We start from the raw sequence: 14,108 nt of genomic DNA, 5'->3' as shown, positions 1-14,108 counted from the left end.
TCACTTGTCCTTCGCGAGTTCGTACGTCCGGTCCCGCTCGGGGACGGTGGTGTCGCTGCCGGGCGCGACGAGGGCGAGCCGGACCCGCTTGGCGAACGACTCGGCGTAGGTGATGCGCTGCGCGTCGAGGGCGGACAGTGCGAACGTGATCGGGACGGCGTCGGTGGGCTGCTGGGTGCGGTTGCCCTCGTCGGGCCTGAGGGCGGTCAGCCGGCCGACGTCGAGGACCTTGGCGTTGGTGACGATGATCTTCGACTGGTCGGGGTCGCCCTCGCGTGCGCCCTCGAAGGTGGCGTAGACGTTGACCGAGGCACCGGGGGTGATCTTGCCGGCCACGCCGGTCGCCGCGTCGATCATGATGGCGACCTCCTGCTGGCCCGGCTGGAGGGCCGGCCGGCGGACGATCATGTCCGACTGGAGCAGGGAGCCCGCTTCCAGCGTGGTCACGGCGATCTTGCCCTGTATCTCCCGCAGATCGGTGACCGCGTTGTCGGACAGCCACCGTTCGGGCATCTTGATCTTCTCGAACTGGCCCGTGCTGAGGGTCGTGTAGGGCGGCACGTCGGATTTCAGCCGGTAGGCGGTGACCTCGGGGCCGACCTTCGACTTCACGTCGCTGATGACGGAGAGCACGCCGGTGAACGCGCCGAGGGCGCAGACGATCGACAGGAGCAGGAGGATCACGCCGCGGCGCTGACGGGAGTTCATGAACCGTGCAACCTCGTTGGGGATATCGGTCGAGCGGGATCGGAACAGTGCTGACGAGCGGTGTCAGGCCTCAGCCGACGGCCGTTCGGTTCTCGAGCTGCTTGCGGGGCGGGCTGTCGTGGACGGGTGGCGTGGCCGAACAGAACACGCAGCGGTCGCCGATGACGTCGATGCCGCACCAGTGGCACTGGCTGCGCCGGACGGAGGTGACCAGCTGGTAGAGGACGGACAGGTCGGGCAGGTAGCTGCAGAACTCGACGAGCTTGCCGGTGCCCCACCAGCCGGGCGATTCGGCCGGGAGCGGGGTCTCGCGCAGCCCCTGCACCTTCCAGGAGGGGGCGAGGGTGCCCGTGACCCAGTCGGACTGGAGCTGGCCCTTGGCGACCAGCATCCAGGTGCCGAACTCGGGGCCGGGGAGGGCGGCTTCGGGGGTGATTCTGACGAGCTGCGGCTCGGGGTGCGCCAGGACGCCGAACTGGCTGCCGGGCACCCAGGACTTGGCGTGCGACCTCAGGCCGACGGGGACGCGGTCGAGGCGGGCGACGGAGCCCAGCAGCGCGCCGGCGTGGATGTAGTGGACGAGCAGCCGTCCGGCGGAGGCGAGCACGCCGGGGCTGATGTCGCAGGAGGCGAGCTGCCGTAACTGCCGGGCCAGGACGGCCAGCCCGAGGGGTGGCAGGTCCGGCCGGAACAGGGCGATGCGGTCGCTCTCCATGAGGGAGCGCAGGGTGTGCAGCCGTCGCTGCACCGCGGTGGGCGCGGCCTGTGAGCAGACCACGATCACATGCCCGTGGTGTTCGACCAGGGCCTGCATCTCGGCCAGCACCTGCTCCAGGGGGCGTCGTTCGACGTCCCGCAGCACGACGGCGGGCAGGGTGCGTTCGTCCTGTGGCGGCAGCGCCATGTCGGCACTGGTCACGGCAATGGCAGTTGGCACGCGCAGCTCCCCGTCTTCCCCATGCCCGTCGGAACGCCGGGTGTCACTCCGGCGCACCGTGTCGACTTCACTGCGTGACTACCTCAGCACTGTATCCACGGCTCTGTGACCGGAGAACAGCGTTTGTGTAGCTGAGGAGCAACTGTCGTTGCACAAGATGCGTCAAAACGGGGCAGGTTGAGCATCTTGCCGGTCGACTCGGCGGGCCCGGGCGGTCCCGGGTTGGTGGGCCCATCGGGCCCAGTGGTGACGGTGGGCCTTCGTCTGGACCCTGAGGCCCACGCCTGACGCGATGGCGCGAACCTGCGCTCGCCGTCCGAAAACCCACATGCCGGTGCGCCACCTGATCGCGGCGTGCGCGGTTCCGGCGGCGGCGCAGGTGCTACTGCCGGCCCTGCGGCCGAGCGTGCTGGACCTGGCGGGCGCGGCGTTCTGGATGTCGGCCATGGCGCTGCTGGAGGGATGCGCGGTGGGACTGCTGCTCGACAGGTTGGTCTGGACCTCTTGACAGCCGCTTTGGTCTGGACCATTTTCTTGTCATGTCCCCACACAGACGATCCCTGCGTTTCTGGTCGGGTGCCGTCACGGCTGCCCTGGCCCTCACTGTCACAACCGTCGGCCAGGCCAGCGCCGCCGACGTCAACAACGCCAGGAACGCCGGCTTCGAGTCGGGCCTGAGCGACTGGACCTGCTCGGCGGGCAGCGGTACGACGGTCTCCTCCCCGGTGCGCACCGGCGCGGCCGCGCTCCAGGCGACCCCGTCGGGGCAGGACAACGCCCGGTGCGCCCAGTCGGTGCGGGTGAAGCCCAACTCGACGTACACGCTGGGCGCCTGGGTCCGGGGCGGGTACACCTACCTCGGCGTGACCGGCACGGGCACGACGGACGTGTCCACCTGGACGCCCGACTCCTCGTCCTGGAAACAGCTGTCGACCACCTTCACCACGGGCTCCTCGACGACCTCGGTGACGGTGTACACGCACGGCTGGTACGGGCAGTCGGCGTACTACGCGGACGACGTGTCGGTGTTCGGCCCCGACGGCGGCGGGGGCACGGACCCGGGCCCGACGATCCCGTCCGCGCCGGGCGGCCTGAACGTCTCCGGCACGACGTCCTCGTCGGTGTCGCTGGCCTGGAACGCCGTCTCCGGGGCGACGGGTTACACCGTCTACCGCGACGGCACGAAGGTGACCGCGGTCTCCGGCACCTCGGCGACCGTGACCGGGCTCGCGGCCTCGACGTCGTACTCCTTCCAGGTCACGGCGACGAACGGGGCCGGTGAGTCACCGAAGTCGGCGGCGGTGACGGGCACCACGAACAAGCCGAGCGGCCCCGGCCCGGCGCTGCCCAAGCACGCGGTGACCGGCTACTGGCAGAACTTCGACAACGGCGCGACGGTCCAGAAGCTCGCCGACGTCCAGGCGCAGTACGACATCATCGCCGTCGCCTTCGCGGACGCGACCTCGACGCCGGGCGCCGTGACCTTCAACCTCGACTCGGCCGGTCTCGGCGGCTACACCGTCGACCAGTTCAAGGCCGACATCCGGGCCAAGCAGGCGGCCGGGAAAAAGGTCATCGTCTCGGTCGGCGGCGAACGCGGCACGGTGGCGGTGAACGACGCGGCCTCGGCGACGAACTTCGCGAACAGCGTGTACTCCGTGATGCAGACGTACGGCTTCGACGGCGTCGACATCGACCTGGAGAACGGCCTCAACGCGACCTATATGACGCAGGCGCTGCGGGCGCTCTCGGCGAAGGCGGGCTCGTCGCTGATCATCACGATGGCGCCGCAGACCATCGACATGCAGTCGACGTCGAACTCCTACTTCCAGACGGCCCTGAACATCAAGGACATCCTCACGGTCGTCAACATGCAGTACTACAACAGCGGTTCCATGCTGGGCTGCGACGGCAAGGTCTACAGCCAGGGCTCGGTGGACTTCCTCACGGCCCTGGCCTGCATCCAGCTGGAGGGCGGCCTGGCCCCGTCCCAGGTCGGGCTCGGCCTGCCCGCCTCCACCCGGGGCGCGGGCAGCGGCTACGTCTCACCGACCGTGGTGAACAACGCCCTGGACTGCCTGGCCAAGGGCACGGGGTGCGGGTCCTTCAAGCCGCCCCGGACCTACCCCGGCCTGCGCGGCGCCATGACCTGGTCGACCAACTGGGACGCGACGGCCGGCAACGCGTGGTCCAACGCGGTGGGGCCGCATGTGCACGGGCTGCCGTAGCGGCCCCTGTCCCATCGGGCGGTAGTGGCCGAGGACCCAGGCCAGTTGCGGGAACCACTCCTGGAGCCGCGTCCTGGGCCTGGCCTCCACCGCGCACTCGTAGAACCTGCCGTCCATGTGGACCACGGCGACCTTCAGCGCCTTGCCGTCCGGGCTCGCCCGGTAGTGGACGCTGCGGATCTGCGGCCGGCGGAACTCGACCGTGAGGCCGGAGGTCTCGAAGGCCACGCCGGACGCGTCGACGACGACCGCGTTGCGCTTGTCGACGGCCAGGAAGTCCGGGCCTGCCGCCGGCTGCTGCGGCGGCGGAGCCTGGACGTACGGCTGTGCGAGCGCATACGGAGACGGCGCGGGTGCCTGCGGGGCGGGCGCCGGCACGTACTGCGGCAGGGACGCCGACACGTACTGCGGCAGGGACGCCGACACGTACTGCGGCAGGGACGCCGGCGCGTACTGCGGCGGGGACGCCGACACGTACTGCGGCAGGGACGCCCCCACGTACTGCGGCGGGGACGCCGGCACGTACTGCGGCAGGGGCGCCCCCACGTACTGCGGCGGGGACGCCGACACGTACTGCGGCAGGGACGCCGGCGCGTACTGCGGCGGGGACGCCGGCACGTACTGCGGCAGGGGCGCCCCCACGTACTGCGGCGGGGACGCCGGCGCGTACTGCGGTGGGGGCGGGCCGTAGCCCGGGCCGGGTGGCCGCTACTGGGTCATGCGGCCATTCTTCCGCCTCAGAAGAACTCGCCCCACGGCTGGTCCCAGATCTGCTTCACGCACAGGATCAGGAACAGCAGGCCGGCGATGGCGAGCATGGCGTTGCTCAGCGGGCCGCTGCGCCACTCCCGGGGCGTGCGGGAGGAGTTGAGGAGCCAGATGAGGGTGGCGGCCAGGAAGGGCAGGAAGGCCGCGCCGAGGACGCCATAGATGATGATCAGGCGGAAGGGCTGGCCCTCGAAGAGCAGGATCATCGGCGGGAAGGTCAGCCAGAGCAGGTAGGCGCGGAACGGCCAGGAGTGTTCGCGGGTTCCGGAGGCGACCTCCTCGCCCTTGGCCTGGCCCGTGCCCGACAGGCGGGCCACGAAGTCGGCGAACATCAGGCTCACGCCGTGCCAGACGCCGATCAGCGAGGTGAAGGACGTGGCGAAGAAGCCGATCAGGAAGAACTTCGCCGTGGCCGATCCGTACTCCTTCTCCAGGATGTCGCCCAGCTGGATCAGGCCCTTGTCGCCGCTCGCGATGGCGATGTTCGCCGAGTGCAGCAGTTCCGCGCCGACGAAGAGCATGGCGATGACGAAGATGCCGGTCGTGGCGTAGGCGACGCGGTTGTCCAGCCGCATGACCTTCATCCAGCTCGTGTCGGTCCAGCCCTTGGCGTTGACCCAGTAGCCGTACGCGGCGAGGGTGATCGTGCCGCCGACACCGCCGATCAGGCCCAGCGTGTTGAGGATCGAGTCCCTCTCGTCCGGCAGCACCGGCAGGAGTCCGGCGAAGGCGTCGGCGAGGTTCGGCGTGACCCGGATCGCCAGGTACACCGTCACCACGAACATGACGCCCACCAGAATCGTCATGACCTTCTCGAACACCGCGTACTTGTTGAACCAAACGAAGATTAGACCGACCAGACCGCAGGCGATGCCCCACCACTTGAGGTCCATCACGTCCGGGAACAGGGCCTGCAACGGCAGCGCGCTCGACGACATGGCGGCGGCGCCGTAGACGAAGCCCCAGACGACGACGTACACCGCGAAGAACCAGGTGGTCCAGCGGCCGAGGCTCGCCCAGCCGTCGAACAGGGTGCGGCCCGTGGACAGGTGCCAGCGGCCCGCCGCCTCGGCCAGGGAGATCTTCACCAGGCAGCCGATGATCGCGGCCCACAGGAGGGTGTAGCCGAAGTTGCTGCCCGCGATCAGCGTGGCGACCAGGTCACCGGCGCCGACACCGGTCGCCGCGACGACGATGCCCGGACCGATGTGTTTCCAACTGGCTCTCCGGAGCTGTGGGGGTTGGGTGGCCTCGTTCTCCGTGGTGTTTCCCGTGGTGTCCGCCATGAAGGTCAAGAAAGCCCAAAGGCGCCCGCAGGACAAGAGGGCCTGACCGGATCTTCACGCGATGCCCGTAGGACACCCCGCCCGGTCAGGCCCGGCGGAGCGTCACGGCTGTCGCCGACCGCAGCCGTTCGATCCGCACGTGCCGAGCTCGAACCACACGGTCTTGCCCGGCCCGTCCCGGTGGCAGCCCCAGCGCTGGGCGAGCGCGTTGACAAGGAACATTCCACGGCCGCTCTCCCCGGTGCCCGCGTCCAGCACCCGCGGCACGCGGCGTTCGGCGTCGGCGACCTCGCAGCGCAGGAGGCCGTGCGCGGCGAAGAGGGTGAGACGGAAGCGGCTCCCGGCGTGCACCAGGGCGTTGGTGGCCAGTTCGCCGACGAGCAGTTCGGCCACGTCCGCGACCTCACCGTCCTCGCCGAGCCCCCATCCCTCCAACTGCCTGCGGACCTCCGCGCGTGCCTCTCGGACGGCGGAGGGCCGGGGTGCGTACTCGACCCTCAGATGGCCCGCTCCCAGGGGTGGTTGCGGGAACGGGCCGTAGCGGGCGTCGGGGTCCGGGAGGTGCCGCCCGGAGAGTTGCAGCATGGGTCCAGGGTGATCCCCGGGGGTGGTCCGGCACAGGGGGAGGACTACCCGATCCCCTACCTGCTTGTGCAGGTAGGGGGCTATGCGTACTGAAGACGGACCGTCGTTCCCCCGGCGTCGTCGCGGATGTCCACGTACGCGCAGACCTGACGCGCGTACCACAGCCCCGGGCCCGGATCCGGGCCGTCGGCCGGCGGGACGAAACCGGCGAGGGGATCGTCGAGCCGGCGTACCGGGCGCAGTTCGGCGACGCAGGCGGGTGCCTCGCCCCACAGCAGGAGTTCCCCGTCGAGGGGCGCGAGGGCCGCCGCGGTCTCCGTCACGGCGGCGGCGAACAACTCGGCGTCCGCGGCGGCCAGTCCCCGCCCCACCGCCCAGCTCTGCACGGTCGCGGCGTGCGGCTCCGCGAGGGACAGCGCACCGGCGGGAGGCAACGGCAGGGGCACGGCGTCGAGTTCGGCGGCGAGCCGCAGCGGGTCCTCGTATACCTCCGTGTCGGGGTGGGTGCGGCGGGCCGCGGCGACGACGGCGGGCCCTGCGGTGCGGGTGTCGTACGCGCACAGGGCGGTCGTGGCCATGGGCGCGAAGAGGAGGTTGGCCAGGGCCTCGTAGCGGATCCACTCGGTGGTCTCGCGGGCCGAGCGGCCGGCGCGCCCGCCCCACACCGGCTCCATGACGAGGTGGAGCCGGCCGCCGGGGCCGGCGTGCGCGGTGAGGTACGCGGCGGCCTGGGCGATGGCGTTGGCGGCGGAACCGGTGTACCAGTCGGTGTGCGGGATGCAGGTGACGTCCTTGGCGTCGGGGCCGAGGGCGTCGCGCAGGAGGTCCAGGTTGTGCGGGGCGGCGATGGCCACCGGCGGCGGCTCGCCGGAGGCGCCGAGGCCTTCGCCGAGGAAGGGCAGGGCTGCGGTCACGAAGCCGTCGTCGGAGTCGAAGACGGCCATGCGGTGGTCGAACGCACTGGGTTCTCCGGTGGTCACGTGATCCCCTCGGGTGGGTGTGGGTGTGGGTGTGGGTGTGGGTGTGGACGTGGGCGTGAGTGCGGGTGGGGGCGTGCGGGCGGGTCAGCGCTGTGCCGTCATCCAGGCGGCGATCTGGCTGCGGTTGCTGAAGCCGAGCTTGCTGAGGATGCGTTCCACATGGCCTTCGGCGGTGCGGCGGGCGATCACCAGTCGGTCCGCGATCTGCTGGTTGGCGAGCCCTTCGGCGACGAGCCGGGCGACCTCGGTCTCGCGGGGGGTCAGACGGACCGTGGTGTCGTCGTGCGGCGGCGGGGCGGCGGTGGCCTCCGTGGGGTGGGGGTGGCCGGGTTCCTGGAGGGCGTGGCCGACGAGTTCCGCGAGACCGAGCGCGTGGCCCCGCCGGTGGGCCCGCTCGAACGCGTCGCGGCCGAGGGCCGGGGCCACCCGCTCCTCGCTGCCCCGGCGTACGGAGTTGAGGGTGTCGGAGCCCCAGCGGCCGGTGTCGATGTCGGCCCAGACGCGGTCGGCGCCGCCCAGCAGCACGGCGGCGTGCTCGTGATCGCCGCGTTCTGCGGCGAACGACGCGAGCAGGTCGAGGGTGAGGGCGATGCCGATGACGTCGTGGACGGCGAGTTTCAGCCGCAGGGCCTCGCGGCCGTGGCGTTCGGCCCGGGGCCAGTCGCGGCGCACGGAGTGCGCGAGGGCGAGTATGCGCAGCACATAGGACCTGACCCATTGCTCGCCGTGCCGCTCGCACAGCCCGAGGGCCCGCTCGCAGACCTCGACGGCCCGCTCGGCCTCGCCCAGGAAGCCCAGCGCACAGGCGAGTTCGACCTGGTCGAGGCCGACGAGGCTGAGGTGCTGGCCGGGTACGGGGCCGCGGGCGACGGTGGTCTCGAAGTGCCGCAGCGCTCCGGGCAGGTCGTCGCCGAACAGCCGGATGACGCCGATGACGTACTCGGCGTGCGCGGCCTCGGCGGCGTCACCGAGGGCACGGGCGAGGGCGAGGGCCTCGGTGGCGTGGCGGCGGCCTCGGGGGAAGTCCCGGGTGGCGGCCGCCAGCAGCCCGGCGACCCACAGGCCGCGGGCCCGTTCCCGGGTCGGTTCGGGGGCGGCGGCCAAGACCCGGTCGAGCCAGTACAGGCCCTCCCGGGAGGCGCCGCAGGCGTGCCAGTAGAACCAGAGCGTGCCGGCGAGACGCAGTCCCGCGAGGGTCTCGCCGGGCGCCGAGAGACTGAAGTCGAGGGCGGCCCGCAGGTTGTCCCGGTCGGCGCGCAACCGAGCGACGGTCTCCGGCTGCCCGGGTCCGAACCAGCCGCGCTCGCACTCCTCGGCCCGCCGCAGCATCCAGTCGCGCTGCCGCCGCCGGGCGGCCTCCTCCTCCCCCGCGACCCGCCTCAACTGCTCCAGCCCGTACTGCCGCAGGGTGTCGAGCAGCCGGTACCGCACATCGCCTGGCCCGGGCTCCCTGCACAACACCGACTTGTCCACGAGCCCGGCGACGGCTTCCAGGACGTCGTCGGTGCGCAGGCCCGAGGGTGGGAGCAGGGTGACGGTGGCCCTGGCGGGCTCCGCCAGGGGGTGGACGCGCGCGCCGGGGCCGCCGGTGGCCTGGACGCACGCACCGGGGCCGCCGGTGGCCTGGACCGATGCACGGGAGCCGTCCGCCGGCCGCGCGCCTGTGCCGGGGCCGTCGGGGGGTCCGCCGCTCGCACCGAGGCCGCCCCCGGCACGGGCGTCTGCGCCGGGGCCCTCCCCCGCACGGACGCCCACGCCGGACCCATCCGTTGGCCCGACACCCGCTCCGAACCCCTCCGACGGCCGGCCCGGCAACGCGGGCAAGGTCGCCGCGCGGGGGAGCCTGACGGGGCGGTCCCCGTCGTCCGGTGGCCGGGCGGCGGACTCCTGCGTCGTGTCCGCGCACACCGCCTCCGCCGTCTCCAGGTCGAAGCTGCCCGCCAGGACCGACAGCCGGGCCCACACCGTCTGTTCGGGGAGTGTGCACAGGTCATGGCTCCAGGCGACCGCCGCCCGCAGGGTCTGGTGGCGGGGCAGGGCCGCGGGGCTGCCGGTGGTGAGGAAGCGGTAGCGGTCGTCGAGGCGGTCGAGGAGCTGGTCGACGTCGAGGACGCGCATGCGGACGGCGGCGAGTTCGATGGCCAGGGGCAGACCGTCCAGGCGGTGGCACAGGCGGGCGACGGAGGCGCGGTTGGCGGGGGTGAGGCGGAAGCCGGGGACGACGGCGGCGGCCCGGTCGGCGAAGAGGGTGAGGGCCGGGTAGCCGTCGGCGGCGGACAGGTCGGCGTCCGGGTCGGGCACCGACAGCGGCCGCACCTCCAGCAGGTGCTCCTCGGTGAGGCCGAGCCGGTGCCGGCTGGTGGCGAGGATCCGGACGCCCTCGGTGCCGTGCAGCAGGGCCGCGGCGAGCCGGGCGCAGGCCGCCGCCAGGTGCTCGCAGTTGTCGACGACGAGGAGCAGCCGCCGGTCCCGTACCTGTTCGACGAGGGCGTCCAGAGCCGGCTGGGCGGAGCGGTCGTGGAGGCCCAGCGCGTCGGCGGCGGCGAGCGGCACGAGGGCCGGGTCGTGCAGTCCGGACAGGTCCACGAAGCGCACGCCGTCCGGGAAGGCCCGCCGCACACGGGCCGCGATGCGTGCGGCGAGCCGGGTCTTGCCGACGCCGCCCGGTCCGGTCAGCGTCACCAGCCGTGCGCGGGCCAGCAGTTCGCGGCCCTGGGTCAGTTCGCCACGCCGGTCGACGAAGCTGGTCGTCTCGGCCGGCAGATGGTGGTCCCGTCGTGGCGCTGATCCGCCCATGATCAGCCAGTCCTCTGAAGGGGTGGGGGTCCGGGGATCCGGACACTCCGGCTCCCCTTGCACGGACCTCACCCTCTCCCGTCGCGTACATATATGCACGCCGGAGCCACCCCTGTGGGTGTACTTCCGGTGGGACCCCTCGACCGCGGCGCCGCGCGCGTACACTGCGCGGCTACTTTCAGTCTTGACCTGCTCATGCCATTGGCAGAACGATATGCGCCACCCGCACCACGTACGTCGCACGGAACAACCCCACCTCCGACAAGGAGATTTCATGCGACTTCGCATACGAGGCTCCGGTGCCCGCACCGGCAGACGCACCGCCGCCCTCGCCGGCCTCCTCGCTCTCACCCTCGCGGCGCCCCTGTCCGCGACGACGAACGACGCCACCGCCGACAGCGCCCGCAAAGCGGCCGCCTCGGCCGACGACGTCCGGCAGTACGAGGTCCATCTGCACTCGACGGCCAGGGACCGCACGGCACTTCAGCGCACGGGCGTGACCGTGGACGAGGTCCACGGCCACGGGGTCGTGGTCTCCGGCCGCGCGGACCAGATCAAGAAGCTGCGCACGCTGGGCTACGAGGTCACCCGGCTCGGCGCGGTCCCCGACCGCTCCGCCGGTGAGGACGAACTCCGGCTCTTCGACTTCCCCTCGGGCGACTCGAAGTACCACAACTACGCGGAGATGACGAGCGAGATCAACTCGATCGTCGCGGCCAACCCGTCCATCGCCAGCCAGCGCGTGATCGGCAAGTCGTACCAGGGCCGGAACATCGTCGCCATCAAGATCAGCGACAACGTGGGCACCGACGAATCAGAGCCGGAGGTGCTGTTCACCCACCACCAGCACGCCCGCGAGCACCTGACCGTCGAGATGGCGCTCTACCTGCTGCGCGAGCTGACCTCCGACTACGGCTCGGACTCGCGCGTCACCGGCATGGTGAACAACCGCGAGATCTGGATCGTCCCGGACATCAACCCGGACGGCGGCGAGTACGACATCGCCACCGGCTCCTACCGCTCCTGGCGCAAGAACCGGCAGCCCAACTCCGGTTCGTCGTACGTCGGTACGGACCTGAACCGCAACTGGAACTACCGCTGGGGCTGCTGCGGAGGTTCCTCGGGCTCGACGTCCTCCGAGACGTACCGCGGGACATCCCCCGAGTCCGCACCCGAGGTGAAGGTCGTCTCCGACTTCGTGCGCAGCCGGGTCGTCGGCGGCACGCAGCAGATCAAGGCGGGGGTCGATTTCCACACCTACAGCGAGCTGGTGCTGTGGCCGTTCGGCTACACGTACTCCGACACGACGACCGGGATGACCGCGGACGACAACGCCGCGTTCAAGGCGGTCGGACAGAAGATGGCCGCGAGCAACGGGTACACGGCGGAGCAGTCCAGCGACCTGTACATCACCGACGGGTCGATCGACGACTACCTCTGGGGCACGCACAAGATCTTCGCGTACACCTTCGAGATGTATCCGCGCTCCGGGGGCGGGGGGTTCTACCCGCCCGACGAGGTGATCGAGCGGGAGACCTCCCGTAACCGCGATGCGGTGCTGCAACTGCTGGAGAACGCGGACTGTATGTACCGGTCGATCGGCAAGGAGAGCCAGTACTGCGGTTAGTCCGCGTCCGCCTCTGCCTCTGCTTTCACCTCGGTCTCGGTCTCTGTCTCGAAGTAGGCGTCCAGGACCGCGTCCAGTTGCTCGTCCCACTCCTTGAAGTGGCTCCTGGCCGGCGCCTCGATCTCGATCGGGTACCAGCGCCGGTCGGGGGTGTGGACGGTGACGGTGTACCGCTTGCCGAAGCGGGCCGTCTCCGTCTCCACCGCGCCGATCTCGTCCCAGCGGAACTCGCAGTCCTGGTCGTCCAGGGACAGGCGTATGCCTCTGTGGTCGGCGACCATCCTGGCGCGGCGGTCGGACGCCTCGAAGACGGGGCCGTCGGTCTCGGTGTCCTCCTCCTGCTCGGAGGGGGGCACCTCCGCCGCCTCCGCCGCCTCTTCCGGCTCGGCGGCGGCCGTGTCGGCCTCCTCGGTGTCCGCGACCTCAGGCTCCTTCTCCGGCCTGTCCTCCTCCGTCCGTCCGGACGCGGGTGACGTGAGCCCGGGGATGAAGGCCGGGTCGAATCCGGCGCCTTCCAGGGGCTGGCTGCTCGAACCTATGCGCTGCTCCACAGGGGAGCAGTATGGTCGAGAAACCTGTGCGGCACACAGTCGACCCCGACTTCGTTATCAGACGCCTACACGAACAGGCTCAGTACCGCCGCCACCGCGAACCCCGCCACGGACAGCACACTCTCCAGCACCGTCCAGGTCTTGAGGGTGTCCCGCTCGCTGATGCCGAAGTACTTGGCCACCATCCAGAAGCCCCCGTCGTTGACGTGCGAGGCGAAGATGGAGCCGGCCGAGATGGCCATGATGACCAGGGCGACGAAGGCCTGGGAGTGGTCGCCCTCGGACAGCACCGGGGCCACGATGCCCGCCGTCGTCACGATCGCCACCGTCGCCGAGCCCTGGGCCACGCGCAGGACCACGGAGATCAGGTAGGACAGGACGAGCACCGGCAGGCCCACGTCGTTGAAGGTGTCCGAGAGGGCCTGGGCGACGCCGCTGGCCTTGAGGACGGCGCCGAAGACACCGCCCGCGCCGACCACCAGCAGGATGTTGCCGACCGGCTTGAGGGACGCCGTGGACACCGTCTCCAGGGACTTGCGGGACCACCCGCGGCGGATGCCGAGCAGGTAGTACGCGAGGAACAGGGCGATGGTCAGCGCCACGAACGGGCTGCCGAAGAACTCGATCACCGAGCGGAGGGATGGGGGTCCCCCCCTGCTCGGAGCTTGTCGGAGAGCTTGGGGCAGGGTCCAGGGCGATCGAGGAGAAGGTCGCGGCGAGGATGAGGACCATCGGGGTGCCGATGATGCCGAGCACCGTGCCGAGGGAGACGGGCTGCTCGCTGGGTGCGACCCCGGCGGCCCGCTGCTCGTCGACGACGGCCTGCTTGGCCTCCTCGGCCGCCTCGACCATGTCCTGCGGCACGGGGACGAAGATGCGGCGCCCGACCCACGCCGCGTAGCCCCAGGCGGCCACCACGGCGGGCAGACCGCAGACGACGCCCATGAGGATGACCCAGCCGAGGTCCACGTTGAGGAGGCCGGCGGCGGCGACCGGGCCGGGATGCGGCGGCAGGAAGGCGTGCGTCACGGACAGGCCCGCGAGCAGGGGCAGGCAGTAGAGCAGGATCGATTTTCCGGAGCGCTTGGCGGCGGCGTAGACGATCGGGGCCAGGACGAAGATGCCGACGTCGAAGAAGACCGGGATGCCGAAGATCAGGCCCGTGAGGCCCATGGCGAGCGGGGCGCGCTTCTCGCCGAACAGTCCGAGCAGACGCCTCGCCAATACCGCGGCGCCGCCGCTGACTTCGAGGATCGCGCCGAGCATGGTGCCCAGGCCGATGATGATCGCGACATGGCCGAGGATGCCGCCCATGCCGGACTCGATGGTGGAGACGGCGTCCGACTTCTGCACCGTGCCGAAGAGTTCGGTGACCGACAGGCCGGCGGCGAGGCCGACGGCTATGGAGACCGCGAGCAGGGCGACGAACGGCTGGAGTCTCGTCCTGATGATGAGGAACAGCAGCAGCACGATGCCGAGCGCGGCGGTGAGCAGGAGTCCGGCCGTGCCGTCGACGAGGAGGAGCAGTCCTCCCGTGTGGGGTGGGGTCTCGGCAGCGGCGGACGCGGCGAGCGGATGGGACATTCGGGGGTCCTCTGCGTAAAGGCATGCGGTTTCGGGGTAGGGGGGAGCGCGGCGCGGC

General features: G+C 71.2%; 11 protein-coding genes and 1 pseudogene. 4 read left to right on the top strand and 8 right to left on the bottom strand.

From position 1 onward, the window contains the following. On the bottom strand, positions 1-708 hold the full coding sequence (cpaB, locus tag HDC93_RS22165) for a Flp pilus assembly protein CpaB (protein ID WP_185012604.1): 708 nt from the start codon (positions 706-708) through the stop codon (positions 1-3). A 70-nt stretch (positions 709-778) separates the two neighbouring features. Next, positions 779-1,612, bottom strand: a complete 834-nt coding sequence (locus HDC93_RS22160) for a hypothetical protein (protein WP_221517018.1) — start codon at positions 1,610-1,612, stop codon at positions 779-781. A 361-nt stretch (positions 1,613-1,973) separates the two neighbouring features. Between HDC93_RS22160 and HDC93_RS22155 the strand changes: the two genes are divergently transcribed. The 3 genes from HDC93_RS22155 (at position 1,974) to HDC93_RS22145 (ending at position 4,564) form a co-directional block, all read left to right on the top strand. Next, entirely contained in the window at positions 1,974-2,153 is a 180-nt protein-coding gene (locus tag HDC93_RS22155) for a hypothetical protein (protein ID WP_260419699.1), read from the top strand. A 31-nt stretch (positions 2,154-2,184) separates the two neighbouring features. After that, on the top strand, positions 2,185-3,873 hold the full coding sequence (locus tag HDC93_RS22150) for a chitinase (protein WP_185012602.1): 1,689 nt from the start codon (positions 2,185-2,187) through the stop codon (positions 3,871-3,873). A gap of 202 nt (positions 3,874-4,075) precedes the next feature. Next, the gene (locus HDC93_RS22145) at positions 4,076-4,564 is read left to right on the top strand and encodes a hypothetical protein (protein ID WP_185012601.1); all 489 of its coding nucleotides are present in this window, start codon (positions 4,076-4,078) and stop codon (positions 4,562-4,564) included. Between the two features lie 46 nt (positions 4,565-4,610). On the opposite strand, the gene HDC93_RS22140 is transcribed toward HDC93_RS22145, so the two are convergent. The 4 genes from HDC93_RS22140 to HDC93_RS22125 form a co-directional block, all read right to left on the bottom strand. Continuing rightward, positions 4,611-5,927, bottom strand: coding sequence for an Nramp family divalent metal transporter (locus HDC93_RS22140; RefSeq protein WP_185012600.1), 1,317 nt, complete (start codon positions 5,925-5,927; stop codon positions 4,611-4,613). Between the two features lie 102 nt (positions 5,928-6,029). Next, complete coding sequence (locus HDC93_RS22135) at positions 6,030-6,512, bottom strand: ATP-binding protein (RefSeq protein WP_260419698.1); 483 nt, start codon at positions 6,510-6,512, stop codon at positions 6,030-6,032. An 80-nt stretch (positions 6,513-6,592) separates the two neighbouring features. After that, a complete protein-coding gene (locus HDC93_RS22130; RefSeq protein ID WP_185012599.1) occupies positions 6,593-7,492 on the bottom strand; it encodes an MEDS domain-containing protein in 900 nt (299 codons plus the stop codon). 84 nt (positions 7,493-7,576) lie between these two features. Further along, the gene (locus HDC93_RS22125) at positions 7,577-10,288 is read right to left on the bottom strand and encodes a LuxR C-terminal-related transcriptional regulator (protein ID WP_185012598.1); all 2,712 of its coding nucleotides are present in this window, start codon (positions 10,286-10,288) and stop codon (positions 7,577-7,579) included. Between the two features lie 274 nt (positions 10,289-10,562). On the opposite strand from HDC93_RS22125, the gene HDC93_RS22120 reads away from it, so the two are divergent. Next, positions 10,563-11,915 (top strand): M14 family metallopeptidase, encoded by a 1,353-nt coding sequence (locus HDC93_RS22120; RefSeq protein ID WP_185012597.1) that lies wholly within the window; start codon positions 10,563-10,565, stop codon positions 11,913-11,915. Here the strand turns inward: HDC93_RS22120 and HDC93_RS22115 are convergent. Both HDC93_RS22115 and HDC93_RS22110 read right to left on the bottom strand, forming a co-directional pair. Next, positions 11,912-12,466 carry a hypothetical protein gene (locus HDC93_RS22115; RefSeq protein WP_185012596.1) on the bottom strand — a complete coding sequence of 185 codons (555 nt, stop codon included), beginning with the start codon at positions 12,464-12,466 and terminating at the stop codon, positions 11,912-11,914. The genes HDC93_RS22120 and HDC93_RS22115 overlap by 4 nt on opposite strands. Before the next feature lie 65 nt (positions 12,467-12,531). Beyond that, positions 12,532-14,050: pseudogene (locus HDC93_RS22110) on the bottom strand (GntP family permease). Positions 14,051-14,108: the final 58 nt, after the last annotated feature.

The organism is Streptomyces sp. AK010 (assembly GCF_014207295.1).
GTDB classification, from domain to species: Bacteria; Actinomycetota; Actinomycetes; order Streptomycetales; family Streptomycetaceae; genus Streptomyces; species Streptomyces massasporeus.
This window is presented reverse-complemented; position numbering and strand designations above follow the sequence as displayed.